Origin of the sequence: Corallococcus sp. AB045 (assembly GCF_003668895.1) — a bacterium.
Classification (GTDB): domain Bacteria; phylum Myxococcota; class Myxococcia; order Myxococcales; family Myxococcaceae; genus Corallococcus; species Corallococcus coralloides.
On record NZ_RAWN01000027.1, the window covers coordinates 1 to 25,738 of the forward strand.

Genomic DNA, 25,738 nt, shown 5'->3' on the forward strand with positions numbered 1-25,738 from the left:
CCGCCGGCACCGCCCGCGCCCGCCCCGCAGGCTCCCGCCCCGGCCGCGCCTTCGTACACGCAGGCCCAGGCGGACAAGGACGCCAGCGCCCTGCGCGAGGCCATGGACGGCGGCATGACCGGGTGGGGCACCGACGAGGACAAGATCTTCTCGACGCTCGAGGGCAAGACGCCCGAGCAGATCGCGATGATCCGCCAGAGCTACCAGGACCACTACGGCAAGAACCTGGATGAGAAGATCCGGGACGAGCTGGGTGGCTCCGACCTGCGGCGCGCGGAAGGCCTGCTCCAGGGCAACGGCGCGAAGAGCGACGCGGTCAACCTCCAGTCCGAGATGGACGGCCTCTTCGGCTCCAACGAGGACATGCTGAAGATCCTGGAGAAGCGCTCGCCCGCGGAGCGCCACGCCATCGCGCAGCAGTACGCGGACATGAACGGCGGCACCCCGGCGGGCCAGAAGCCCGAGGACGTCCTGCTGGCCCGCATGGGCCGGGAGATGGACGGCGCGCAGCTGGAGCGCGCCCGGAGCATGCTCAACGCGGGTCAGGCGTCCACGCCCGCGGAGGCCACCGCGCTGGAGACCCAGGCGCTCAAGGCCGGCCTGGAAGAGGACATGGCCGGCTGGGGCACCGACGAGGGCCGCATCTTCGAGCGCCTGGAGCGGGCCACGCCGGAGCAGCGCGCCATCCTCGCCCAGGACGAGGGCCTGAAGGCGAAGCTCAAGGACGAGCTGTCCACCGAGGAGTACGACCGCGCCGTCGGCCTGATGCAGGACAACCCGGCCCAGGCGGACGCGGCCCGGCTGCGCGAGGCCCTGGGCGGCTTCTTCGGCGCGGACGAGAGCGGCGTGCGCGACATCCTCCAGGGGAAGACGCCGGATCAGATCAACGCCATCAAGGCCGAGTACCAGAAGCAGACGGGCCAGTCGCTGGACGCCCAGGTGCGCACGTGGGACGGCGGCGACCGGGACGTCACGCTGCGCATGCTCAACCCGCCCGCCGCGGACGACGCGAAGGGGCAGGCGGAGGCCTCCGCGGAGCGACTGTTCCTGGCCATGGACGGCATGGGCACGGACGAGGACGCCATCCGCTCCGAGCTGGGCGGCAAGTCCAAGGCGGAGCTGGACTCCATCGCCGCCGCCTACCAGCAGAAGTACGGCAAGGACCTGCGCGCGGAGCTGGACGGCGAGCTGGACGGCCGCGACGAGCTGGAGCTGCTCAAGCAGGACTACGACCTGGGCGCCATCGACCCCAACGACCCCAACGCCGCGCAGGAGCGCGTGCGGCGGCTGCGCGAGGTCCAGGCGAATGAGTCCGGCTTCGGCGTGAACCTGCTGGACGGCATCCAGCACCTCACCAAGGGCGAGTCGGACAACGACATCCTCAACCGCAACCTGGGCCGCGCCGACCAGGCCATCGCGACGGGTGACACCCAGCGCGCGAATACGCTGACGGGCTACGCCACGGAGGACGTGAAGGCGCTCCAGTCCGCCAAGGACTCGCTGGCGGAGACCACGGCCACCGTGGCCGTGGTCGCCGCGACCACCGCGGCCGTCATCGCGACGGGCGGCGCGGCCACACCCCTGGCCGTCGCCGGGTACGCGGCGCTGGGCGCCACCACGCGCGCGGTGACGTACGCCGCCATCCAGGGCGACGCCGCCGGGGCGCAGGACCTGAGCCGCCAGGCGCTCATCGGCGCCGTGGAGGGCGGCACGGCGGTGATTCCCGTGGGCAAGGGCGCTTCTCTCGCCTCGGGTGGCACGCGCGTGGCGGCCACCCAGGCCACGGAGGCCGCGGTCCGCACGACCGTGCGGGAGACCGCGGAAGGCACCGTGCGCACCGCCATCAAGCAGGGCATCAAGGAAGGTGCCTACGGCGGCGCGGCCGGTGGCGCCATGGACGCGGCCACCCAGTCCGAGACGTGGAAGGACGGCGCGCTCACGGGCGTGGGCCGCGTGGCCACCCGCGCGGTGACGGACGGCACCGTGGGCGCGGTGACGGGCGGTGTCGTCAGCGGCGGCATGGCGAAGGGCGCGGACATGCTCAAGCCGCGCGAAATCCCGGTGATTCACAACCCGGACCTGCCGGGCAACACCACGAAGGTGCGCTACGACAACGGCCAGGTGCGCATCGAGGCGGGGCCGCACGCCACGCCCGCGGACATCGCCGCGCACCAGGAGACGGCGCGCCTGCTCCAGAAGTACGAGGGGCCCACCGGGCAGATCCGCCAGCTCAAGGACCGCGTCCAGCAGGCCCTCACGAGCACGCCGGGCTACGGCACGCAGGGCTTCGAGTCCAAGCTGGAGGTGCAGAAGCTCAAGAACATCCTGGGTGGCCTGGAGGCGGCGCAGAAGCGCATCGACGACAGCATCGCGGGCATGAGCGGCAAGCCCACCGCGGCCACCGTCGCCGAGCGCGCGGCGCTCCAGCGAGACATCGCCAACGTGGAGTTCCAGATTGAATTCCACGCGAAGCGGCTGGACTCGCTGGCGCCGGGCGTGGGCTCCGTGGCCATGCACGGCACGCCGGCCGCCACGACGCCGGACTGGGCGGGCGTGGGCACCTCCGTGAACAGGGTTGCCCCGAAGTCGCCTCCACCGCTGTCGCCGATGTCGCCGGAGGAATACGCCGCCATCACCACCTCCAAAGCTCCGACCGAGACAAAGGTCGAGTACAGGAATCGGGTGAACCAGGGCTACAGCGACTACGTCAAGCGCACCTACGACCCGAAGACCCGTACCCAGGAGCAGCTCAACCACGACGCCAAGCCGGCCCCCTACACCCGGACGGATTCGGCGGGCGTCAAAGTCACGGAAGCGCAGCAGTACGCCCGCCTGCGCGCGCAGATGGCCGAGGATGAGGTCATGCGCCGGGTCCTCGTGCGCAAGCAACAGCTGACCGAAGTCTTCCCCAACGGTCCCACGGTCGACGTGGCGGCCAACGACCTGGCCCACGGCACCGCGCACAACGCGCATACACTCGACCGGCACGGCGCCAGCGTGCCCCACTCCATCTCGGACGCGCCCCCGGGAACGCGCACCATCGAGAGCCGCGTCACCACCGGCGACGGCTGGGGGGGCAGCGGCAGTGTGGAGACCCGCTCGTTCAAGTGGGACAGCGACGCGCAGATGAACGAGACCATCAACCAGTACATCAAGGACAACTGGTCCACCATCCAGGAGGAGCTCGCGCGGCGTGGCTACTTCGACAAGGTGGACATCCCCGCCCCGGCGGGCACGACGGTGGGCAAGGGGTTCGTCCAGGGGAAGAATCCCGTGACGAATGCCAACACGGCGATCCCCACGGACGCGACCACGTTCACGCTCAAGCTGCGCATGGTCGACGGCGTGCCACCCCAGGTGGTGGTATTGACCGCGTTCCCTGGTCCCTGAGGCACACTCCCGATGACCGCTGACATCAAAGACAGCCCTGAATTCAAAGAGCTCAAGGCGAGCATGGAAGCCCTCAAGAACGCGCCCCCGCTGGAGAAGGCGCGCACGTTCCTCCGGGCCTACTGCGCGAACAACTCGACGCTGGAGGACGTGGAGGACCATGTCCGGCACGCGCTGGGCTTCAACGGCATCCCGATATGGACGGGGCTCGAAGGGCTGGAGGCCGTCCTCGCCGACAAGAAGGTGCCGGGCGCGGCGCTCGTCGCGCTGGCGCGTGAGGACGCGAAGCGCCAGCAACTGCCCGCCACGCCGGACGCCGCCCGGAACTACCTGGGCCAGGTGGTGGCGATGCTGCGCAACTACCTGCCCGATCGGCCCGAAGGCGAGGGCGTCGTCAGCTTCGGCCTCGACGAGGTCTACAACCTGCGCGATCCGGCCAACAAGCTGGTGCGGCTGCGCTGTACCGACGTGGTGGGCGTGGACAAGGAGAGCTTCGCGGTGCTCGTGCCGGAGCACGCCCGCGACGACGAGGGCCCCTTCACCGTCTACCGCTACGAGGCGGTCTACGGACAGCCCTTCAAGTACGAGCGCGTGACGGACGCGGCCGTCATCGCGAAGGTGCTCAAGGCGACCCAGAGCTGACCCCAGGGACGCCATGCCATGAGCGCCGACCCCAAGGCAGACGCCACCTACCAGAGGTTCAAGGCGCGCATCGACGCACTCACGAACGCGCCCCCGCTGGAGAAGGCACGCACCTTCCTCAAGTCCTATTGCGCGCCCAACTCCACGCTGGAGGAGGTGGAGGACCAGATCCGGCACGTGCTCGGGTTCAACAGCATCCCGCTGTGGACGGGCATCGAGGGACTGGAGACCGTCCTCTCCGACCCGCGGCTTCCCGGTTCGACGCTGGTGTCGCTGGTGCGCGAGGACGCGAAGCGGGAGACGCTGCCGGCCACCCCCGAGGCGGCCCGCCAGTACCTGGAGCAGGTGCTGGGTCTGCTGCGCGAGTACCTGCCAAAGCAGCCCGAAGTCGAAGGCGTCGTCGGCTTCGGCATCGACGAGGTCTACAACCTGCGCGACCCGGCCGGAAAGCTGGAGCGCCTGCGCTGCATCGACATGGTGGGCGTGGGAAATGAGAGCTTCGCGGTGCTCGTGCTGGAGCACGCCCGCGACGACGAGGGGCCCTTCACCGTCTTCCGCTACAAGGCGGTCTACGGACAGCCCTACACGTACGACCGCGTGACGGACGCGGGCCTCATCGCCAAGGTGCTCGAGGCGACCCGGAGCTGACCTCCGCGACGCCATGCCCTTGCCGCGCAGCAACTACGTCCCGCAGCTCGCCATCGTCGGCAACGCGCGCCTGCGGGGACTCGACCTGCGGGCTCAGGTGATTGACGACCCTGGAGGCGCGGCCATCGTGCGGGGGCCGGACGACTCGCGCTTCCGGACTACGTGCACCATCCCGGCTACATCGCGGTGGGCTCACGGCTGGCGCAGGCCGCGTGTGACGCGCGCAACGCGGCGCTGAACGCCTCCGCCTGATCGCGTCCACGTTTCACGCCGACTGGGCTGCGACCGAGCCCCTCTCCAAGGGGAGGCAACCGGAGCGCGGATGGCCTACGGTGGGGGTCCATGAGCTTCGCCGACAAGATGCGCGTCTGGATGCCCCTGCATGAGAACGGCGTCAGCCGCGCCGTGCACTTCGTGGGGGCCTATCTCTTCACGTTCGCCCTGCTGGTGCCGCTGTGCTGGGTACGCGTGCCCGGCACGCCTCTGACCGCCGCGCACCTGCTGGTGGCCGCGGTGGCCGTGTACGCCATGACGCTGGAGTGGACCGCCGGCCTGCTCATGGCCCTGCCGCTGGTGCCCACGCTGCTCGCCGCGGAAGCGGTGGCGCGGCTTCCCACGGGGACGGCCGCGGGCATCGCGGTGGGCGTGATGGTGTTCCGCTTCGCGATGGTGGTGGGCGCGCACGTCGTCTTCGAGAAGAAGACCCACGGCCTGTCCCTGGGCGGCCCGCAGCTCTTCTTCATCGAACCCGTGTACCTGCTCACCCTGGTGCTCTTCTCGCTGGGACTCAAGCAAGACCTGCGCGCGCGTGTGGCGGCCTCCAGCACCTGACGTGATGGAAGGCCCCGGCATCCTCGTCCGGCATCCCGCCGCGCGGTGGGGACTGCTCACCCTGGTGTCGCTCCTCGTGCTCTCCGCCGTCCCCCTGTCCGGGGTGACGTCGCGGGGGACGCTGAAGGAGGGCTACACGGACCACGTGCGCCATCCGTACGTGGTCTGGGTGGGGCTGCATCGCGGATTGCAGGCCCTCTACACCGCGCCGCTGGGCGAGCTTCGCGAAGGCGTCCCCTACCGCCAGGCCCTCGACCAGTGGCTGGAGGTGCCGTACGTCTATCCGCCCGGCGCGCTGGTGCTCTTCCTGCCCCTGGCGCTCGTGGGCGAGTGGGTGCCCCTGTCGCCCCAGGCCTTCGGGCAGGTGTGCCTGCTGTACCTGCTGGCCTTCGCGCATGTGGCGCTCTACGCGGCGCTGCGGCTCCTGGATGGGCTTCCCGCGGGTGGACGTTGGGCGGTGGGGTTCCTCTGCTGGCTGGTGCTGATGCGGCTGGCGCTCTATGGCCAGTACGACGGCGCGTGGCTCGTCTGCGGGGTGCTGGCGCTGGCGGCGCTCGCGAAGGACCGGCCGGTGGTCGCGTTGCGCTGGCTGGCGCTCGCGGCGCTGTTGCACTACCGGGCGCTCGTCCTCGTCGCCGTGGGTGTGGTGGCGCTGTGGCGCGTGGTGCATGGGCGGCCGGTGCGCCAGTGGCCGTGGGGCACGCTGATGGGCGTGGCGGCGGCGGGAGTCCTCTGCGTGCGCACGTTCCTGTGGATGGCGCCGCTGGCCGCGCAAACCGACGCGGCGACACCGTCCATCCTGGGCGAGCCCGGCACGGTGGCCCTGGTGATGGGCTTGAGCGCGGCGGTGCTGGCGCTCTCCTGGCGCGGGGCGGACGGGCTGGTGACCGCGTCGGTGGGGCTGGGCGTGTTGCTGGCGGTCATCGACACGCGACACTGGTGGCATGCGTCCGCGCTGCTGCTGGTGCCCCTGTGCGTGGGCGTACTGCGCGCGCCTCGCTGGCCCACGGCCGTGCGCCTGGGCCTTGTCGTCTGGGCGGGGGTGCTGGAGATGGCCGTGTGGTACGGCAATCCCCTCTGGTTGTTCCGCGACCTCAATCGCTTCCTGCGGCTGATGTGAGGCGGAACCGCGCCTCGTCCCAGACGAGCCCGTAGCGGCGCAGGAGGTCGTCAATGCCCGCTCCCGCCGGGGGCGGATGGGCGATGGAGTCGAACCGGTTCAGCTGGAGCGTCTGGTCGGAGGCCGCGGAGACGAGGAGCGCGCCGTCCGGTGAGAAGGCCAGGGCCGCCACGAAGCCCTGCTGGCCCGTGAGCGTCCCCAACTGTTCGCCGGAGGGAAGCCCCCAGACCTTCACCCCTGCCTCCATGCCCGACGAAGCCAGGAAGCGGCCATCCGGCGACACGGCCAGGGCGAGCACGCCCACGGTCTTCTCGCCCAGCGTCTTCAACAGCCGGCCCTCCGTCACGTCCCAGACGCGGAGGGGCTGCCGCATTCCCGCCGTCACCAGGTGGGGTTCGGACGGAGTGAAGACCACGGCGCGCACGGGCTCGCCCATGTCGAGCCGCAAGAGGGGCTGACGCCGCTCCACGTCCCAGGTCCGCACCGTCGTGTCCTTGCTGCCCGACGCGAGCCTGCGCCCCGTGCTGTCGAAGGCCAGGGCCCAGACCTTGCCGGTATGTCCCTGGAGCAGTCCCACGGGCCTGCTGTCGGACACGGACCAGAGCTGGATGTCCGGATCGCCCGCCACCGCGACGAGCGACCCATCCGGGCTGAAGGCCACCGCGCGCACGGAGCCGCTCCCCCCTGGCAACTCCAGCAGCACGCGCCCCGAACGCGCATCCAGCACGAGCACCCTCCCCTTCAGCGTGCCCACCGCGATGCGCTCGCGGTCCGGGCTCACCGCCAGGGACACCGCTGACTCCGTTCCTCCCACTTCCGGACGGAGCTCCCTTCCCTCCGCGATGCGCCACCGCCGCCAGCCGTCCTCACTGCCTGTCATCAATTCGCGGTCCTGGGAGAACGCGAGCGCCTCCACCCAGACGGCAGGGCCACGAAGCAGCACCTGCGCGGGGACCTCCGGCCGGCGCCACACGTCGAGGACGCCGTCCATCCCGCCCGAAGCGAACGTGCGCCCGTCCGGTGACAAGGCCACGCTCATCACGAAGGCTTGATGCGCATCCATCCGCTCCAGCAGCGCGCCCCCATGGCCTTCGAGGAGCTGCACGCGCCCGTCCCATCCGCCCTGGACCAGGAGCTGGAACCCGCCGTCGATGGCGGCCACGGAGACATCGCCAGCGTTGCGAAACACGTCGGTGAGCTGTCCCGAGCGGGCGTCCCAGAAGCGCACGGCCCGGTCGGCCGCCGCCGTCATGACGCGCTGTCCGTCCGAGGAGAACGCGCCCGCCACCACCTTCTCCTCATGTCCCACGAGGCGGTGGACCTCCTTGCGCGACTCCAGGTCCCAGAGTCGCGCGCTCCGGTCCGCGCTCGTGGACAGGAGCCGCCTGCCGTCCGGAGAGAAGGCGACGGCGATGACGTTGTCGTCGTGCTCGAAGCGCAGCTGCTCGGCGCCCGTCTCGAAGTCCCAGACGCGGACCGCCTTGTCCAGGCCGCCGGAGGCCAGCCGCCTGCCATCGGGAGAGAAGGCCAGCCCGAGCACGACGTCGGTGTGACCGGGAATCACCGCGTGCGGCTTGCCCTGGCGCCAATCCCAGACCCGGAGCTCGCCGGGTCTTCCCGCGGAAGCCAGCCAGCGGCCGTCCGGCGAGAAGGCGACGGCGTGGACCTCGACGGTGTGGCCCTTGAGCTCCGCCAGCAGCTCGCCGCGCTCCACGTCCCAGAGCCGGACGACGGAGTCGTAATGCCCGGACGCCAGCACGCGGCCGTCCGGCGTGAACGCCAGGGCGAGCACCGAACCCTGGATGCGCTTCGACCAGCGCAGCGTGGAGGCGCGGTCCACCGCCTGGCCCTGTCCCCACTGCGCGGCGAGCGAATCCCGCGAGGCCCGAGCGAGCGCGAACGACGCCGCCGCCACGCTCCACTGCCGGGACTCGGTGGCCGCTTCGCCCCGGGCCTCGTGGATGCGGGCGCGCAGGTCCCGCGCGTTCGCATCGTCCGGCGTGCCGCCACCGGAGGAGCGGTGCGCCGAACAGGAAGCAAGCAACAGCATGAGGCACCACCACCGCATGGGGCTCCCTCCGGACACGGGGCACGGCTTGCCTGGGCGCGGAGCGTCCGCACCTTTGAGCCAGGACCGTAACCCGAATGGGAGGAAGCCATGCCCGACAAGGCGACCGTTGAACGAGCGAAGAAGGACCTGCGCGAGGGCAAGAGCCCCAGCACCGCGGCGGGTGAGTTCGTGCACGAGGAACTGGAGCACATCCGCGAAGGCGAGCACGGCGCACGCGCTTCGAAGCAGGCCATCGCGATTGGCCTGTCGAAGGCGCGCCGCGCGGGTGTACCGCTGAAGGCACCCACGAAGGAGCAGTCCTCCGCGCGCACACGTCGCTCGGCGAAGCAGGACCTGGAGGTGGGGCAGCAGGAGCTCAAGCCCCGGGCACCGTCGAAGAAGCGGAGCAAGGCCACGCAGGGCGCGCTCAAGCGGGAGGGCCGTCAGGCGGCTTCCAAGCAGGCCCTGTCCGCCCAGGCGAAGAGCGCCTCACGCCAGCGCACGACCACCGCGCGCAAGACGTCCGCCCGCAAGGCAGCGGCCACCCGCAAGGCGTCCAGCCGGCCCCGGAGGTAGCCGCGATGCCTGGCGACTACAGGCCCGTCGGATAGGTCTCCGGCGCTTCACCGCGCTCCCATCCGGCGGTGCGCTCCAGCGGTTCGAGCGCGCGCGTCTCGTCGATGTGCAACATCGCGTCGAACTGCTCCGGCAGCCGCGTGTGGAAGTAGTGGCTCCTGCGCTCCGTTTCGGGCCGGTAAATGACGCCGATGGCCCGCTGCAGGCGCCGCTCGCGGAGTGCTCCGGCGGCCTCTCCCAGCTCACGGAGGTCCAGCAGGAAGCCCGGCAGGCCGACCTGATGGAAGAGGGACTCGCAGCTGCCCGCCAGTCCGTGGCGGACCTGCTTGCGCTCGGCGGCCCCACCCCAGTTGGAGGCCGCGGTGACGGTGCCCCGGTACGTGCTGAAGCCGATGAGCCGCGTCGCTCGCGGGTGCCGCTGGCGCGTCAGTTGTCCCAGGTTCACCTCGCCCGACTCCCCCATCTCCGTCGCGCGCGCGTCCCCGACGTGCGAGTTGTGGGCCCAGACCACGATCCGGGCGACCCCCAGCCGCCGCTTCAGGAAGCCCATCAGCGCATCCAGCGTGTCCGCCATGTGCGTGTCGCGCAGGTTCCAGGACGAGCTGCGCCCATGGAACATGGACCGGTAGTATTCCTCCGCGTTCTGGACGACCCGCGCGTTCTGCTCCGCCTCGAACTGCGCGTCCTCCGCGATGAACCCGTCCCGGCGCAGCAGGGCCTCGCGCTCCCGTTGCAGCTCGCGGAGCTGGTCGACGACCTGACGCTCGCAATCCGGCGACAGGCCCAGCGATGTCGCGTGGCCGTAGTCCTTCGGGTCCTCTCCGAAATGTTCGAAGCACGCGTAGCGGTACCGGGCGCGCTTCGCGGCCTCCGGATCCGCCCGGTCCAGGTACTTCAGCACCGCGCCCATGGACGAGTGGAGGCTGTAGAGGTCCAGCCCGTAGAACCCGACCTTCTCTCGCGCGGAGTGGCGGTCGTTGTGGGTCCGCAGCCAGCCCGCGAAGTCCAGCACGTCCGCGTTGCGCCACATCCATGCGGGGAAGCGCTGGAAGTCGGAGAGCGACTCCACCGCGTCCGCGTCGTGGCCCATGGCCCGCACGTAGCGGTTGATGCGGTACGCGTCCGGCCAGTCCGCCTCCACCGCGACGGCGTTGAAGCCCTTCTCCTCGATGAGCCGCCGCGTCAGGAGCGCGCGCAGCCGGTAGAACTCGTGCGAGCCGTGGGTCGCTTCGCCAATCAGCACGCACCTCGCGTCGCCGACCAGGTCCATCAGGGGTCCGAAGTCCTCCCGCGTCCCCTGGAGCGGCCGCACGGACTCCGCGAGCGCTCGCACCAACAGTCCGTCGTCTCGGTGCGCCATGGTGTGTCTCCTCCCCTTGTCTTCAAGGGTTGGGTCGCGCACACCCGAAGGAAGGCAGCGGACGGCCAGGCGGCGCCCTGTCCTACCGGGGCTCTCATCCTCAGAGAATCAAGCAACTCCTGCCTGGGCATGACGATAACCTTTTCAAAGGAATCTTTATGACCCAGATCAAATCCCCCACGGGCTTCGTCTCGTCGCTGCAGACCGCCCTGAAGACCGCCAGCACGGCTGGCAAGGCCGTGGGCGCCCCGGCCCTGAAGAAGGCGCTCCAGGGCGCCGACGCGAGCCAGCTGAGCCCCCAGCAGAAGACCCAGGTGCGCGACGCCTTCGAGCAGGTCAAGTTGACCCCGAAGGCCCGTGTGCTCGCGGACCAGTTCGTGGGCGACGGCGTCGGCCTCAAGCCGCCGAAGGACAGCGGCATGGTGAAGGTCATGATGGACGACCCCACCCGCGGCTCGAAGCTGTCGGACTTCACTCCGCCGGACGGCGGACGGGTGAAGATCCGGATGGATGATCCGACCGGTGGCTTGAACCTGCCGGACTTCAAGCCGCGGGACGGCGGCCGGGTGAAGGTCATGATGGATGACCCGACCCGTGGCTCGAAGCTGCCGGACTTCACGCCGCCGGATGGCGGCCGGGTGAAGGTCCGGATGGATGATCCGACCGGTGGCTTGAACCTGCCGGACTTCACGCCGCCGGATGGCGGCCGCGTGAAGATCCGGATGGATGATCCGACCGGTGGCTTGAACCTGCCGGACTTCACGCCGCCGGATGGCGGCCGGGTGAAGGTCATGATGGATGACCCGACCCGTGGCTCGAAGTTGCCGGACTTCACGCCGCCGGACGGCGGCCGGGTGAAGATCCGGATGGATGATCCGACCGGTGGCTTGAAGCTGCCGGACTTCAAGCCTCCGGAGGACATCGGCGTGGTGAAGGTCATGATGGATGACCCCACGCGTGGCTCGAAGCCCCCGGACCTCAAGCCGCTGGATGGCGGCATCGTGAAGGTCAAGATGGACAGCCCGGTCTGAACGACGGACGGGCGAAGTCAGGGACCCCATGACGTCTCGCAAGAAGGTCGTGGTCATCGGCTCGCGCTCGGATGACGCCACCCGCTTCGTCGCGGAAGCGGTGGAGCGGCGTCGTGCGCGAGCCATCGTCCTGGAAACGGACCGGGTCCCGGACTCCGCCGCGTTGAGCTGGGAGGACGGCGAGGTGCACTGGGACGGTGAGTGTCTCAGCGACCTGCGCTCGTTCTACCTCAAGCTCGTGCGCCTCTCGCTCCCGGTCCCCGAGGCCGAGGCCCTGTCCGAGCGCAACTTCCCGCGCTGGCAGGAGCAGTACCTGGCGGAGCGGGAGCGCCAGTCGTTCCTCCACTCCGTGCTGCGTTCGCTCCACCGGCGCGGCGGCTCGTTCGTCAACCCGCTGGAGGCGGTGGAGCTGCACTACCTGAAGCTGCAACAGCTGGCCCTGCTGCGCCGCCACCGCATTCCCGTCCCCAGCACCCTGGCCACCGCCTCGCCGGACGCGGTGCGCGAGTTCGTCGCGCGCCACCGGGCCGTCATCTACAAGCCCCTGAGCGGCGGCGCGCTGGTGCGCAAGGTGGAGGAGGCGGACCTCACCGAGGCACGGCTCCAGCTGCTCGCCAATTGCCCGGTGCTGTTCCAGGAGCAGATCCAGGGCGACGAGTTCCGCGCCTACGTGCTCGACGGTGAGCCCGTGTCCGCCTTCCACATCCCCACCGACGGCGTGGTGGACGCGAGGCAGAACCTGCACCGGGTGAAGCCCGCCCGCCTGCCGAAGGAGGCCTGGGCGGTGTGTCTCAAGGGCGCCAAGGCGCTGGGCATGGTCTTCACGGCGGTGGACCTGCGGCGCACGTCTGACGGCGCCTTCGTGGCGCTTGAATTCAACCCCACTCCCGCCATCTCCTTCTTCGATGATCCGCGCGACGGCAAAGTCATCACCCGGCTCGCCAGCTACCTCGTCTCCAAGGCCTGAGCGCCCGAGCGGGTTCTTCATCACGGACTACGCCGACAGCATCTTCGGCCCCGTCCCGGCCCCGAAGCCGGAGGTGTTCCCGGCGTCCGCGACCGAGTGGACGCGCCTGGCCTCCGTGTCCGAAGCCCTGCACGCCACGCTCCGCCGGGAGTTCATCGAAGGCGGACGGGTGCCGCACCTCTGCCTCCGGGACGCCCTCCTCCCCGAGCGCGCCGAGGCCCTGCACCAGGCCCTGCGCGACGCGCACTTCGTGCGCCACCACCACGGGCCCTATCCGCTGCACATCGCGCCGTTGAAGCAACAGGAGCCCTCCGCCCTGACGGACTTCTGCGCGTGGATTCAGAGCGCGGACGGCGCGGCCTTCCACGCCGCGCTGGTGGGCTGGCCCGAGCCGCTGGAGACGCGGCAGGTGCAGGTGTCGCGCATGGAGGTGGGCGAGTCCTTCCCGGAGCACCGGGACACGGACGAGGAAGGGCTCGCCGTCGTCTACAACTTCACGCGCCCGTGGGAGGACCGCTTCGGCGGCGTCCTCACCTTCCGGCATCCCGAAGTGGACGCGGACATGATGCGCGTCCCGCCGCTCTTCAACTCGGTGTTCATCTTTCGCGCGAGGGGCGCTCCCCACCGAGTGACGGAATGGACGTCCGAGGCCCGGGGCCACCAGCGCTATTCCGTCACCGCCTTCATCCTCGCGAAGCGCTAAAGCGCTCGCCAGTTCCCACGCTCCGGGACTTGCGGCCGGCGTCGCGGGCTTAAACTCAAGGCCATGATCCAACGCTCCTCCGCGCTGTCCCCGCCACGGCTCGCCGACGTGACATCCGCCCTGCGCGGCCACGTCGAGCGCGGTGACCTGCCCGGCGTCGTCGCCCTGGTCGCGCGCGGAGACACCGTGCACGTCGACGTGCTGGGCACGCAGGGCCTTACGCCTTCCGGTCCGCCCATGCGGCGGGACAGCCTCTTCCGGCTCGCGTCCATGGCCAAGCCCATCACGGCGGTGGCCACGCTGATGCTCGTGGAGGACGGGAAGCTCCCGCTCGACGGCGCCGTCGACCCGTGGCTGCCGGAGTTGGCGAACCGCCGCGTCCTGCGCACTCCCGGCGGCCCGCTCGATGACACCGTTCCCGCGAAGCGCGCCATCACCGTGCGGGACCTGCTCACGTTGCGCTGGGGGTTGGGCGCGGTGATGGCGCCACCCGGCACGCACCCCATCCAGCGGGCCATGAGCGAGGCCCGGGTGTCGCCCGGCTTCCACGCGCTCACGGATCCGCCCGACGAATTCATGCGGCGGCTGGGCACGCTGCCGCTCATGCATCAGCCGGGAGAGCGGTGGCTCTATCACACCGGCTACGAGGTCCTGGGCGTGCTGGTCGCGCGGGCCTCGGGCATGCGCTTCGACGACTTCCTGCGCGAGCGGCTCTTCGTGCCGCTGGGCATGAACGACACGGCGTTCACCGTGCCCGCGGAGAAGCTGGACCGGCTCACGACGGCCTACGCGCTCGACGACGCCACGGGGAGGATGGAAGCGTGGGACACACCGGCGGACAGCTACTGGTCACGGCCTCCCGCGTTCCTGTCGGGAGGAGGCCAGGGAGGGCTCGTGTCCACGGCGGATGACCTCCTCGCCTTCTGCCGGATGCTGCTGAGCGGGGGCCAGGCCGGGAACACCCGCCTGCTGTCCTCCGCGAGCGTCCAGGAACTGCTGACGGATCAGATTCCGGAGGAGCAGAAGGCCGCCTCGCCCTTCTTCCCGGGCTTCTGGGATGCATCTGGATGGGGCTTCGGCGGGGCCGTGTGCACCAAGCCGGATGGCATCTCCCCCACCGCTGGACGCTACGGCTGGGCCGGCGGCTACGGCCCGACGTTCTTCATCGACCCCCGGCAGGACCTGACCGCCCTCCTCCTGACGCAGCGACGGGCGCAGGGCCCCGACGACGAGGCCCTGGCCATGGCGTTCTCCAAGGGCGCCTACCGGGCGCTGGAGGACTGAGGCGCTGCGCTCAGTTCGCCGGGGCGGGCGTCGCCGCGTCGGACTGGGCGCTCGCGCTGGCAGCCGGGGTGCCGCCTCGCGCGACGGCATCCAGGTTCGCGAGGCCCCGCTCGAACTCCTTGCCGAGCATCGTGTCCATGTTCACGACGAGCGACATCGCCTTGCCCATCAGGGTGTTCTCGCCCTCCATCGCCCAGCTCACGCGGGTGCCGCCGTTCTCCGGGGTGAGCGTGAAGGTGGCCTGGTTCGTGGCTTCGAACGGCTTGAAGAACTCCAGCTTGAGGACGACGCGCGCGCCGGGCTGGCTCTCCACGATGGTCATGCGCCCATCCCCGGCCTCACCGCCGCCGTAGGTGAAGCTGGCGCCCGGTCCTTCGTTGGGCCCGTCGAAGACATTGGTCACGCCAGGCGCGGGCTCGGAGTGGAACGGGTTCCACGTGTCGAACCGGCGCAGGTCGTTGATCAGCGCGAAGACGGTGGCCGGGGGCGCGGCCACGTGCGCGTTGCGCTCGATGCGGAAGTGGTCCGGGCGGGTGGCGACGAAGACGCCCAGCGCGACGACGAGGACGAGGACGGCGATTGCGATCTTGCTGGCCATGGGAGGATCCCGGTTCGATGGAAGAAGTGCTCCCGGATGACCGGGAGGGTTCATCTCCACGTCGAACGAGGGGCCGAGGAATCGACACGGCATTTTCCGCCCCATTTTCCGGGGCCTCGGCCCCCCGGAATACAGCTCACTTCACGGAGGGGCGGAGGGCCTGTAGCCGCGCCTTGTCCAGCTTCGCGGCGACGCCCACGCTGCGCCCGGCGAGGTTCGCGACGACGTACTGCACGGAGCTGCCCAGCACCTGCGCGCTCTCCGACAGGGTGAGGCCGTAGTCCTGCTCCAGCCACTGCGTCAGCCCCTGCGTCGCGGAGCGCAGGGCGTCATCCAGTGAACCGCCCTGCCCCAGCGTCATCAGGTGCGTGGGGGACTCCACGCGAGGCGTGGAGGGCGGAGGCTTGCCGTGCAGGACGTCCACGGTGAACTCGACGTCCATGGAGGTCTCCAGGGCATACTGCGACGTCTCGCCATCGCCCTGCGCGGCGTGTGCGTCGCCCAGGTACAGAAGCGCTCCGGGCTGCGCCACGGGCAGGTAGACGGTGTTGCCCTCCACGACCTCGTTGAAGTCCATGTTGCCGCCGTAGCGGCCCGTGTCGCCGGTGGACAGGGGCGCGGAGCCGAAGCCGGGCGCCACGGCCAGCCCGCCCAGCATGGGCCGCAGCGGCACGGTGAAGGCCTTCAGGCGCTCCGTCGGGTTCTCCGGGGTCGCGACGCCGCGCTCGGGGTCGAGCTTCCAGCGCACGGGCTTGCCCAGCTCCGTCGCCTTCGCGGCGAGCCCCGGCGTGAGGGCGCGGCCCACGATGCCATCCAGGCTGTCCGCGAACGTGCGGTTGAGCTTGAGGCGGCGGATGCGGATGGCCAGCGTGTCGCCCGGGTTCGCGGTGGCGATGAAGAAGGGCCCCGTCTGAGGGTTGCCAAAGAGGGCGCGGGTGACGCCCTTCGCGTCCATGCCGCCAGAGTCGAGCGTCGAGGTGCGCACCGTGTCGCCCGGCCAGACGGTCAGCACCGGCGCGCGGTGCGCGGTGAACTCGTTGGACCACGAGGTGGGCGTGAAGTCATGCACGCGCGGACCGCCCGCGGGGCGCGAGGGAAGCAACCGGCCCGTGAAGGCATGGGACGCCCGCGTCTTCGGGTTGTTGCTGTCCGGGTAGTCCGCGGTGCCGCGCAGCGATTCACCGCTCACCTTGCCGTCGAAGACGTAGGTCTCCTGGCGCGAGTCCGTGACGACGAAGTGGATGACGTTGCCCGTGCGCTCCCCCTTCAGCGCGTCCCCATCCAGCTCGCCGGTGAGGCGCTTCCCGTCGCGCTCCAACGTGAGGAACTGGTAGGCGGGGTTGCCCCACAGGTCGGTCGTCACGAGCCAGGACTCGGAGGCCGCGAGCGCGCCGGCAGGCAGACAGCAGAGGAGGACGGCAAGGGAACGGATCATGGGCCGGAGCAGTGTAGAGGAACGGTCCCGGGTCCGCGTCGCCTCAGCCGGTGGCCCCGGGCTCGCAGCCCCCGGGCCTCCATCAGCCCCAGCCTTCGGGCATGAGCTCCATCCAAAGGGCTGAGAACAGGAGAACGCTCCGGGGACGCCCCTGCCGGCGGCGCACAGCCAAAACCTGTCCGACAGTCGGACAGGTTTGAAAGGCACGGCCGGGAGGTGCCCGCCGCGTCCAGGCGGCCGAAACCTGTCGGACTGTCGGACACGTTAAGGAAGGCGCGGCCGGGAGCTGCCCGTTTTGTCCGGGTGGCCGAAACCTGTCCGACGGTCGGACAGCTTCGGAACGGCGCGGCCGAAAGGCGTCCGCTTCCGGGAGGCGGAAACCTGTCGGACTGTCGGACAGGTTCGGAACTGCACGGCAGGGCCAGGCCGCTTCGTCCAGGCAGCAGAAACCTGTCGGACAGGTCCGGAACGGCGCGGCCGGGACGCGCCCGTATCCATTCGGGCCTCGGAAACCTGTCCGACTGTCGGACACGTCTGGGCCGGCGCGGGCGGGACGCGCCCGTTTCCATCCAGGCCACGGAAACCTGTCCGACTGTCGGACACGTCTGGGCCGGCGTGGCCGGGAGGCGTCCGCTTCGTCCGGGCCTCGGAAACCTGTCCGACTGTCGGACACGTCTGGGCCGGCGTGGCCGGGAGGCGTCCGCTTCGCCCGGGTTACGGAAACCTGTCCGACTGTCGGACACGTTTGGAACTGCGCGGCCCGGAGGCTCCCGCTTTGCCCGGCCGGCGCGAACCTGTCGGACTATCGGACGGGCCTGGAGCTGGGGCCGGACGGCGCCCACTTTGTCCCGGCGGCGAGAACCTGTCGGACTGTCGGACACGTTTGGAACTGCTCGGCCCGGAGCACCCACTTCGCCCGGGCGGCGGGAACTTGTCCGACTGTCGGACAGGTTTGGACCGCTCCGTCCCGGCCGCCTGGGTCATCACTTGAAGCCGCGCCGTTCCGTCAGCGCAGCCGCTGGCCGAAGGTCCGCAAGCGGTCGCGGGCCTTCAACAGCTTCTCCCGGGGAATGGAGAACACCGCGCGCACGCGCTCCGGGTCGCCGCACCAGGCACCGCCGTTGAGCACCACGTGGGTGTGCTCGTAGATGACGCGCGGCAGGTTGTCCGGCGTGAGCTTCACCCCATCCACTGAACGCCCCAGCCACGCCGTCATCGGCGGCGCGAGGAACAAGCCCCCCGCCTCCGTGGCCTCAGCGCGGCCGTCATCGGGCAGCGCCTCCGCCAACAGCGCGCGCTTCTCCGCGAGGTCGCGCCGCATCCTCGCCAGGTAGTTCCGCAGCGCCTTGTGCCGGGCGGCATAGAGCAGCTGTCCGTCCGGTCCGCGCGCATGGGCCGCGTACAGGTATGCCGCCGCGCGCGCGGTGGGCGTATGCAGCACGCCCGGTGCGCTGTCGCGCAGCGCCGTTACCAGCGCCCGGTCCTTCGTGGCCACCCAGCCCACGCGCAGCCCCCCGGCCGCGAACTCCTTGGACAGCCCGCCCAACAGCACCGTCCGCGCGCTGATGCCGGGCACCGCCCCCTCCAGCGTCACCGGGCTGTGCACCGTCTCCGCCGTGGGGTTGGTGAGGTTCACCAGGCCGAAGATTTCATCCGAGATCCAGAGACAGCGCTGCTCCACCACGAACGTCGCCAGCGCCATCAACTCCTCGTGCGACAGGTAGTGCCCCGTGGGGTTCGCCGGCTGCGACAGCACCACCGCGTCCGGCGTCGTTCCCCGCGCGCGGCGTGACAGCAGCGTGCCCAGCGGGCCGGACTCCACCTCGCACCCCGCCGCGAGGAACGTGGGCGCGAGCACGCCGTAACAGGGCGTCACCAGGAACACGCGTGGCATCCGGCCCAGCCGCTGGCGCAGCGCCACGCCCAGGTGGTGCATGAGCGGCCAGACGCCGGGCGCCACCACGACGTCCTCGGGGGCATAGCGGGCCCCTCGCGTCTCCAGCAGGAAGGCCGCCACGGCCTCCGCCAGCCCCGTCTGCGCTCCGTCCGCGCGCGGCGCGACGCCCGCCGCGATGAGCCCCTCCACCAACGGCAGCGGCATGGGGCCCTCGTTCTCGCCGTAGTCCAGGCGCACGAGCTCCGGGTCATCCTCACGGAAGAACTTGGGCGCGAACGCGGGCAGCTCCGACAGCCTCGCGATGCGGTTCGAGCGCGGCAGCGGCACCTCCGGCGCCCGGTGCGGCGAGGGCGGCACCGGCTCCGCGAAGGCCATGCGGAAGGCGAGCAGCTCCGAGAAGGTGCGCTCGTAGAACCACTCCGCCAGCACGCTGATGCGCGAGTACGTCACCTCCGCCGCCACCTCCAGGTCCGCGCGCAGCGGCTCCGGCACGGGCAACAGCAGCGTCAGCTCCAAATCTGGCCACACCGCGTTCTTGATGAGGCCGTACAGGATGACCAGGTTGGGCGAGTGCTGCGTCCGCGCGAGGAACTCGAAGAGGGTGCGCGGCTCCACGTCGCCGGTGATGTTGAAGAAGGCGCTCTCGTCCAGCACCACCCAGATGCCCCGCCGCGCGGCCTCCGCCACGATGTCGCGCAGCACCGCCAGGTTGGTGCGCTCGCCCGGCTCCACCGTCAGCAGCACGGCCTTCACGTCGAAGGCGCTCAGCAGGCGGCGGATCTCCCCCAGCGTGTTGTGCGTCACGGTGGCGCGCACGCCCGCCTTGTCCAGCGCACGCGCGTAGAGCGGGTGCAGGCTGCGCGACACCAGCACCGTATCTCCGGGGTCGCACGTGGCGAGCAGGAAGGAATAGACGGCCTGCTCCCGCTCGGGCGCGACGAACAGCGAGTCCTCCGACAACCTCAGGCCGAAGTGGCGGTCCAGGTAGCGGGCCACCAGCCTGCGGAAGGACGCGTCGCCGGCCTCGTGCGCGTAGGGCAGGAAGGGCGCCTGCGACAGCCGCTCCGCGAGCGCCGTGACAAAGCCCAGCTGCTCCGCGGACGCCGCCCCCAGGTCCAACTCCTCCTGGAGCGCCGCGATGCCCAGCGAGCGCAGCGCGGCGCGCAGGGACAGCGTCTCCCGGGGCAGCGACAGCTGGGCCTCCCACACCGCCACCTCGTGCCAGATGGGGTGGCCGGACTGCAGCCAGCCCAACGCCGTCGCCGCGCGCAGGGGCTCCGGGCTGTGGGCCTCCATGAAGAACTCGAACTCCCGCCCGGTGCGCTGCTCCAGCGACACCAGCGGGCGGATGTCCGTGTCCGCCGCCTGCATCACCCGCCGGGCCACTCGCACGCGGGTGGTGAAACCGCGCCGGGTGAACATCCGCGCGATGATGGCGCGGCCCGGACGCCCCGCCAGGTTCAAGAGCAGCCGTCCCCCGGGCAGCAGCCGCTCCGGCGCCTCGTTGAGCAGGCGCGCGATGAGCCCCAGGCCGAAGTGGTCCTCGTAGACGTTCTGCAACGAGGTGTAGTTGGACAAGTCCAACAGCGCCTGCTCATCCGCCTGCGCCAGCTCCGCGGGCAGCTCGTCACTCCGCAGCACCTGCGGGATGCACCCGACGATGAAGTCCCACTCCGGCTTCTGTGGCAGGCCCAGCAGCAGGTCGCTCTCGCCAAAGGACAGCCGGGACACCAGCGCTTCGTCGCCGTTGAGCCACGCGTTGCACAGCCCCACTGCCGGGGCCTGCGGGTTCAGGTCCAGCCCTCGGATGCGGGCGAGCCCCGTGAACTTCGCCAGCGCGATGCAGATCCACCCGGAGCCGGAGCCCACCTCCACCAACTGCTTGCCGGCGTACTCGTCCAGCGGGACCTTCAAGAGCCCCTCCAGGAACGTGAACGCCCATGCCTCCGGCTCGAAGATGGACGGCGGAATCAACAGCTCCAGCCGCTCCTGGGACGCGCCCACCGCCACCACCACCGACGCCAGCCGCAACGGCGCGCCCTCCGGCTGGTCGCGCGACAACTCCGCCAGCTCGCGCAGCTCCGCCAACGCCCGCGCACGCTCCTCCGGCCGGGCCAGCGCTTCGGAAAGCGTACGCAATTGGACAAAGGCTTCACGGGCTGACGCGGGATAGGTGGCCATGGCGCGCCCGACTGTCCGGGCCCGCTTCTCCTCTGTCAACGACAGCCTGTTCGCGAATGCCTGACGCGATGCAGTACCGATTTACAGATTGTCATTCCCAGTTTACATGGGAAATCTTGAGTCAAACGCCAGTAAGCAGCGCCCACCGGGCGGCCCCTCTCGTCCGGTGAGGACGCCCCATGAAAAGACAGTCGCAACTGGCCTTGCTCGCGGTGTTCGCCGTCATCCTGTTCCACGCGCAGCCGGCAAAGGCTCAAATCGCCGCCGCGCACGTGTATCACAATCACATGCCCAACTTCTGGGCGTACTACGACCTGACCCAATACAACGCGACGCCGGTGGGCGGCCCCATCCGCTACGCGTATGACGGGCAGGTCATCCAGATAAAGCAGTCACCTCCGGCCAACTACACCTATTTCCTGCCGTCGGGCGCGCCCATGCCGCACGACGACCTGGTGACGTATTACTCGCACCACGCGAAGGTGGGCGCGTATCAATACTGGCCGCCGGACGTGGCCGCGGACATGAAGGCGAATGCCTCCACGGGACAGATTCACGTCACCATGTCCGGCGCGGTGGTGAACAACGTCAACGACCTGGTCACCCGCCGCAACGTGTCCGGCTACGACAACGCCAACTGGGGCGCCACCTGGCGGGACCGCTACGCGAACCTGCGCACGCCCGCGGGCAACCGCTCGTTGGACCTCATCCACTTCACGGGCCACCACTCCATGGGCCCGCTGGTGGGGCCGGACTACTTCCTCAAGGACCTCATCTACCAGAGCGCCACGCTGTCCCAGTCGTACTTCCTGGGCAGCGGCTTCACGGCCTCCAAGGGCTTCTTCCCCACGGAGCTGGGCTTCAGCGAGCGGCTCATCCCCACGCTGGCGAAGCTGGGCGTGAAGTGGTCCGTCATCGGTGACAACCACTTCTCCCGCACGCTGAAGGACTACCCGTTCCTCAACGACCCGGGCTCCGACACGCTGGTGTCGCCGCCCAACCGCGCGGACCTCCAGAACACCAGCACCGTGGGCGCCTGGGTGAGCGAGTCCATGGCGCACGAGCAGCAGGTCATCCGCAACAAGTACCCCTTCGCCTCCACCCCGCACTGGGTGCGCTACGTGGACCCGGCCACGGGCGCCGAGTCGCGCGTCGTGGGCATCCCCGTCAACCAGAACGGCTCCTGGCTGGAGGGCTGGGAGGGACAGGCCACCGTGGACGTGGTGGGCCTGCGCAACTTCGAGGGGCTGGTGTCCCAGAAGCAGTTCTTCGTGCTCGCGCATGACGGCGACAACTCCGGCGGGCGCGCGGGGTCGCTCGACACGTGGCTCAACGGCCGCGCTGTCACCTGCACCGGCGGTGTGCAGTGCCTGGGCATCGACGAGTACCTGGTCAACAACACGCCCGTCTCCACGGACGTGGTGCACGTGCAGGACGGCTCGTGGGTGGACACGCGCGACTCCTCGTCCGACCCGCAGTGGCACCACTGGCGGCTGCCCTTCGGCATCTGGAAGGGACAGTTCCCGTCCTTCAACTCCGCCACCGGGCTCAACCTGGCGCCCAAGACGAACCTGAGCGGCGTGCAGGAGGGGATGACGGTGTCGCTGGAGCACGGCTGGCACTACCTGGAGCGCAACTTCGCGCTGCTCCAGGCCTCGCTCAACTACGCCAAGACGGCCGAGCAGGTCTGGCTGGACGCGCACCCCAACCACTGGAAGCCCACCACGGCGCTGGACTCGCAGATCACGCATACGGGCAACCAGCTCAACCCGTGGATGCTGTCCTTCCCGGTGAAGGGCGACGCGGCGAATGACTGGGCGGGCGGCGCGAACCCCGCGGAGCTGGCCTGGTACTTCCTCCTGCCGGCCATGGACTCCGGCTTCGGCTACTACGACGAGAACGTGGACGACAACGTGAAGCCCACGCTGTCCTTCAACCAGTCGCTCTACTTCTCCAAGCCGTACGTGCAGGACCGGCTGGCGCAGGACCGCACGGGCCCGTCCGTCTGGTGGCCGCAGCGCTGGCCGTACAACCCGGGCAGCGCCAACACGGACAAGTCCGAAGGGTGGACGCTGCACCACTTCGACAACAACTTCGCGCTGTACACCTACGCCTTCGACGTGAGCGGCATCACCAGCATCAAGGCGCGCGTGCGCGTGCACGCGGCGAAGAGCATCGACCCGTTGGACAACACGCCTCGCGTCTACGACCCGGTGGCGCTGAAGGCCGCGGGAGTGCCTGGCATCGACCCGTCGCGCGTGGGCGCGTGGGTGGATTACCCGCTCCAGCGCCGCGAACTGCGGCCGGTGATGAACGGTGTGGCGTGGCAGCCGGCGCACCTGCCGGTGATGCAGAAGGTGGCCGCGCAGGAGATTGGCGACCTCTACTACGTGTACCTCGGGGCCTACCGCGACCAGCTGCTCGACTACTACATCGAGGCCACCGACTCGCGCGGCAACGTCACGCGCAGCGAGATCCAATCCGTCTACGTGGGCGCGGGGAAGTACCGGCTGGAGGGCGGCAAGTACATCGAGGACCTCAATGGCTCGGTGACGGGCACCTACCCGTTCCTCCGCGTGGACACGACCGCTCCGTCCGTGCCCACGGGGCTCGCGGCGACGCGCACGGACCGCTCCGTGACGCTGACGTGGACGGCCGCCACGGACAACATCGGCGTGACGGGCTACCAGGTGTTCCGCAATGGCACGCAGGTGGGCTCGCCTTCCACGACGAGCTACACGGATAGCGGGCTCACGGCGGGCACGGCATACAGCTACACCGTGCGGGCGCGGGACGCTGCGGGCAACACCTCCGCGGCGAGCAGCGCGCTCTCCGTCACCACCCTGCCCCCGGACACCACTGCGCCGTCGGCGCCCTCGGGGCTCTCCGCATCAGGCGTCACCAGTTCGTCAGTGGTGCTGAACTGGACGTCCGCCACGGACAACTATGGCGTGAGTGACTATCTCGTGTTCCGCAATGGCACGCAGGTGGCCGCGCCCACGGCGACGACGTACACGGACACGGGGCTGTCCTCGAGCACGACGTACAGCTACACCGTGAAGGCTCGTGACGCGGCGGGGAATACCTCCGTGGCCAGCGCTGCGCTCTCCGTCACCACCGGCCTGGGGTACACGACGACGGTCTATTACAAGAAGGGCTTCGCCACGCCGTACATCCACTACCGCCCCGCGGGTGGCACGTGGACGACGGCGCCCGGAGCGCTGATGCCGGACGCGGAGGTGACGGGCTACGCGAAGTACACGGTGAACCTGGGCTCCGTGCAGCAACTGGAGGCCGTGTTCAACAACGGCAGCGGGACGTGGGACAACAACAACGGCGGCAACTACCTCTTCCCCACGGGCACCTCCACGTTCAACGCGGGTGTCATCACGGCGGGCGCGCCGGTGAGCGACACCTCTGCGCCGTCGGTGCCCACGGGACTGGTGTCTCCGTCGAAGTCCGCGACGACGGTGTCACTGAGCTGGACCGCGTCCACGGACAACGTCGGCGTGACGGGCTACCTCGTGTTCCGCAATGGCACACAGGTGGGCACGCCCACGTCCACGAGCTACACGGACAGCGGGCTGTCCTCCAACACAGCCTATAGCTACACGGTGAAGGCTCGCGACGCCGCGGGCAACACGTCCGCGACGAGCACCGCGCTCTCCGTCACCACCAGCGCGGGCAACACGGCGACCGTCTATTACAAGAAGGGCTATGCCACGCCGTACCTCCACTACCGTCCGGCGGGCGGCACGTGGACGACGGCGCCGGGTGCGGCCATGGCGACGGCGGAGGTCTCGGGCTACGCGAAGTACACGGTGGACCTGGGCTCGGCCACGCAGCTGGAGGCCGTCTTCAACAACGGCAGCGGCACGTGGGACAACAACGGCGGGCTCAACTACTTCTTCCCCGCGGGCACCTCCACCTTCAACGCGGGGACCATCTCCGCGGGTGCGCCGTCACAAGACACCACGGCGCCCTCGGTGCCTTCGGGGCTGACGGCTCCGGCGAAGACGGCGACCACCGTGTCGCTGACGTGGACGGCGTCCACCGACGCGAGCGGCATCGCGGGCTATGACGTGTATCGCAATGGGTCGCTGGTGGGCTCGCCCACGACGGCCAGTTACACGGACACCGGGCTGACAGTGGGCACGGCGTACAGTTACACAGTGCGGGCACGGGACACGGCGGGCAACGCGTCCGCGCAGTCCTCCGCGCTCTCCGTCACCACGCCCACCAGCGGTGCCACGGTCACGTTCAACGTCACGGCGAGCACCGTGATGGGACAGAACGTGTACGTGGTGGGCAACGTCGCCGCGCTGGGAAGCTGGAGCCCGGCCAATGCCATCCTGCTGTCCGCGGCCAACTACCCCACGTGGAGCGCGGCCGTCGGACTGCCGGGCTCCACGGCGATTGAGTACAAGTTCATCAAGAAGGACGCCGCCAACAACGTCACCTGGGAGAGCGGCGCCAACCGCACCCTGACGACGCCGGCCACGGGCACCTCGACCGTGAACGACACCTGGCGCTGAGCCGTTGAAGTGGCCTCGCGGCGGGCCTGGAGACCGGGCCCGCCGTGAGGTATCGCGGAGGGCCCCGGCTCAGTCTGAACGGCGAGCGCTGGCCACCGCCTCGCGGTCGTAGGCTTCCTGGTGCTTCTGGATCGCGTCGATGTGCGCGAGGGTCCAATCGTACAGTGCCGCGAACGGCTCCTGGAGCGACCTGCCCAGCGGGGTGAGCGCGTACTCGACGCCCGGCGGAGAGCCGCCGAGGACGCGGCGGCGGACCATCCCGTTGCGTTCGAGCTTTCGCAGCGTCTGCGTCAGCACGCGCTGGGTGATTCCCTCGAGCTGTCGCTTGAGGGCGTTGAACCGCCTCGGCCCGGGCACGAGCACGGCAAGGACCATCATCGACCACTTGTCGCCTATCTGATCGAGGATCGGGCGGGTGGGGCAGTCGGACCGGTAGATGGGATCGTCTTCAGTATCGCTCGGCATACCTGGGATGCTCCAGGTACGCTCT

The 25,738-nt window shown here is 70.0% G+C and carries 17 protein-coding genes; 11 read left to right on the top strand and 6 right to left on the bottom strand.

Translation table 11 applies throughout. The annotated features are described in order from the left end of the window. The 5 genes from D7Y21_RS09135 to D7Y21_RS09155 form a co-directional block, all read left to right on the top strand. A partial coding sequence (locus D7Y21_RS09135) for an annexin (RefSeq protein WP_147469234.1) occupies window positions 1–3,390 on the top strand: 3,390 nt, incomplete at its 5' end. A gap of 63 nt (window positions 3,391–3,453) precedes the next feature. Beyond that, window positions 3,454–4,032: a hypothetical protein gene (locus tag D7Y21_RS09140; protein WP_147469235.1), complete on the top strand. Its 579-nt coding sequence runs from the start codon at window positions 3,454–3,456 to the stop codon at window positions 4,030–4,032. An 18-nt stretch (window positions 4,033–4,050) separates the two neighbouring features. Then, entirely contained in the window at window positions 4,051–4,680 is a 630-nt protein-coding gene (locus D7Y21_RS09145) for a hypothetical protein (protein WP_120565130.1), read from the top strand. A 342-nt stretch (window positions 4,681–5,022) separates the two neighbouring features. Then, complete coding sequence (locus tag D7Y21_RS09150; protein WP_120565131.1) at window positions 5,023–5,511, top strand: DUF962 domain-containing protein; 489 nt, start codon at window positions 5,023–5,025, stop codon at window positions 5,509–5,511. 1 nt (window position 5,512) lies between these two features. Beyond that, the gene (locus D7Y21_RS09155; protein ID WP_147469236.1) at window positions 5,513–6,631 is read left to right on the top strand and encodes a hypothetical protein; all 1,119 of its coding nucleotides are present in this window, start codon (window positions 5,513–5,515) and stop codon (window positions 6,629–6,631) included. On the opposite strand, the gene D7Y21_RS09160 is transcribed toward D7Y21_RS09155, so the two are convergent. Beyond that, window positions 6,606–8,699, bottom strand: a complete 2,094-nt coding sequence (locus D7Y21_RS09160; RefSeq protein WP_121712586.1) for a WD40 repeat domain-containing protein — start codon at window positions 8,697–8,699, stop codon at window positions 6,606–6,608. The genes D7Y21_RS09155 and D7Y21_RS09160 overlap by 26 nt on opposite strands. 90 nt (window positions 8,700–8,789) lie before the next feature. Here D7Y21_RS09160 and D7Y21_RS09165 point away from each other — a divergent pair, with 90 nt between their 5' ends. Continuing rightward, the gene (locus tag D7Y21_RS09165; RefSeq protein WP_121712588.1) at window positions 8,790–9,257 is read left to right on the top strand and encodes a transcription elongation factor; all 468 of its coding nucleotides are present in this window, start codon (window positions 8,790–8,792) and stop codon (window positions 9,255–9,257) included. 16 nt (window positions 9,258–9,273) lie between these two features. Here D7Y21_RS09165 and D7Y21_RS09170 read toward each other — a convergent pair whose 3' ends face one another. Continuing rightward, window positions 9,274–10,617 carry an erythromycin esterase family protein gene (locus tag D7Y21_RS09170; protein ID WP_121712590.1) on the bottom strand — a complete coding sequence of 448 codons (1,344 nt, stop codon included), beginning with the start codon at window positions 10,615–10,617 and terminating at the stop codon, window positions 9,274–9,276. Between the two features lie 158 nt (window positions 10,618–10,775). Here D7Y21_RS09170 and D7Y21_RS09175 point away from each other — a divergent pair, with 158 nt between their 5' ends. From D7Y21_RS09175 to D7Y21_RS09190, 4 genes are all read left to right on the top strand, one after another. Then, window positions 10,776–11,648 (top strand): hypothetical protein, encoded by an 873-nt coding sequence (locus D7Y21_RS09175; protein ID WP_233612034.1) that lies wholly within the window; start codon window positions 10,776–10,778, stop codon window positions 11,646–11,648. Between the two features lie 28 nt (window positions 11,649–11,676). Beyond that, window positions 11,677–12,615, top strand: coding sequence for a RimK family alpha-L-glutamate ligase (locus D7Y21_RS09180; protein ID WP_121712592.1), 939 nt, complete (start codon window positions 11,677–11,679; stop codon window positions 12,613–12,615). A 73-nt stretch (window positions 12,616–12,688) separates the two neighbouring features. Beyond that, entirely contained in the window at window positions 12,689–13,318 is a 630-nt protein-coding gene (locus D7Y21_RS09185) for a 2OG-Fe(II) oxygenase (RefSeq protein WP_233591732.1), read from the top strand. Between the two features lie 63 nt (window positions 13,319–13,381). Next, on the top strand, window positions 13,382–14,602 hold the full coding sequence (locus tag D7Y21_RS09190; RefSeq protein ID WP_121712596.1) for a serine hydrolase: 1,221 nt from the start codon (window positions 13,382–13,384) through the stop codon (window positions 14,600–14,602). 10 nt (window positions 14,603–14,612) lie between these two features. Here the strand turns inward: D7Y21_RS09190 and D7Y21_RS09195 are convergent, their stop codons facing one another. The 3 genes from D7Y21_RS09195 to D7Y21_RS09205 form a co-directional block, all read right to left on the bottom strand. Next, entirely contained in the window at window positions 14,613–15,200 is a 588-nt protein-coding gene (locus D7Y21_RS09195) for an SRPBCC family protein (RefSeq protein WP_158627264.1), read from the bottom strand. A gap of 136 nt (window positions 15,201–15,336) precedes the next feature. Continuing rightward, complete coding sequence (locus D7Y21_RS09200) at window positions 15,337–16,635, bottom strand: acetamidase/formamidase family protein (RefSeq protein WP_121712600.1); 1,299 nt, start codon at window positions 16,633–16,635, stop codon at window positions 15,337–15,339. A gap of 1,006 nt (window positions 16,636–17,641) precedes the next feature. Next, entirely contained in the window at window positions 17,642–20,713 is a 3,072-nt protein-coding gene (locus D7Y21_RS09205; protein WP_121712602.1) for an aminotransferase class I/II-fold pyridoxal phosphate-dependent enzyme, read from the bottom strand. Window positions 20,714–20,892: 179 nt separating this feature from the next. Between D7Y21_RS09205 and D7Y21_RS09210 the strand changes: the two genes are divergently transcribed. Then, window positions 20,893–25,248, top strand: coding sequence for a carbohydrate binding domain-containing protein (locus D7Y21_RS09210; RefSeq protein ID WP_121712604.1), 4,356 nt, complete (start codon window positions 20,893–20,895; stop codon window positions 25,246–25,248). 69 nt (window positions 25,249–25,317) lie between these two features. Here the strand turns inward: D7Y21_RS09210 and D7Y21_RS09215 are convergent, their stop codons facing one another. Next, complete coding sequence (locus D7Y21_RS09215) at window positions 25,318–25,713, bottom strand: helix-turn-helix domain-containing protein (RefSeq protein ID WP_120565143.1); 396 nt, start codon at window positions 25,711–25,713, stop codon at window positions 25,318–25,320. Window positions 25,714–25,738: the final 25 nt, after the last annotated feature.

Coding starts and splice junctions, on each gene's coding strand:
- D7Y21_RS09210 (WP_121712604.1), top strand. CDS start 20,893: ATGAAAAGACAGTCGCAACTGGCCTTGCTCGCGGTGTTCGCCGTCATC.
- D7Y21_RS09140 (WP_147469235.1), top strand. CDS start 3,454: ATGGAAGCCCTCAAGAACGCGCCCCCGCTGGAGAAGGCGCGCACGTTC.
- D7Y21_RS09215 (WP_120565143.1), bottom strand. CDS start 25,713: ATGCCGAGCGATACTGAAGACGATCCCATCTACCGGTCCGACTGCCCC.
- D7Y21_RS09190 (WP_121712596.1), top strand. CDS start 13,382: ATGATCCAACGCTCCTCCGCGCTGTCCCCGCCACGGCTCGCCGACGTG.
- D7Y21_RS09150 (WP_120565131.1), top strand. CDS start 5,023: ATGAGCTTCGCCGACAAGATGCGCGTCTGGATGCCCCTGCATGAGAAC.
- D7Y21_RS09170 (WP_121712590.1), bottom strand. CDS start 10,617: ATGGCGCACCGAGACGACGGACTGTTGGTGCGAGCGCTCGCGGAGTCC.
- D7Y21_RS09195 (WP_158627264.1), bottom strand. CDS start 15,200: ATGGCCAGCAAGATCGCAATCGCCGTCCTCGTCCTCGTCGTCGCGCTG.
- D7Y21_RS09200 (WP_121712600.1), bottom strand. CDS start 16,635: ATGATCCGTTCCCTTGCCGTCCTCCTCTGCTGTCTGCCTGCCGGCGCG.
- D7Y21_RS09175 (WP_233612034.1), top strand. CDS start 10,776: ATGACCCAGATCAAATCCCCCACGGGCTTCGTCTCGTCGCTGCAGACC.
- D7Y21_RS09180 (WP_121712592.1), top strand. CDS start 11,677: ATGACGTCTCGCAAGAAGGTCGTGGTCATCGGCTCGCGCTCGGATGAC.
- D7Y21_RS09145 (WP_120565130.1), top strand. CDS start 4,051: ATGAGCGCCGACCCCAAGGCAGACGCCACCTACCAGAGGTTCAAGGCG.
- D7Y21_RS09205 (WP_121712602.1), bottom strand. CDS start 20,713: ATGGCCACCTATCCCGCGTCAGCCCGTGAAGCCTTTGTCCAATTGCGT.
- D7Y21_RS09160 (WP_121712586.1), bottom strand. CDS start 8,699: ATGCGGTGGTGGTGCCTCATGCTGTTGCTTGCTTCCTGTTCGGCGCAC.
- D7Y21_RS09165 (WP_121712588.1), top strand. CDS start 8,790: ATGCCCGACAAGGCGACCGTTGAACGAGCGAAGAAGGACCTGCGCGAG.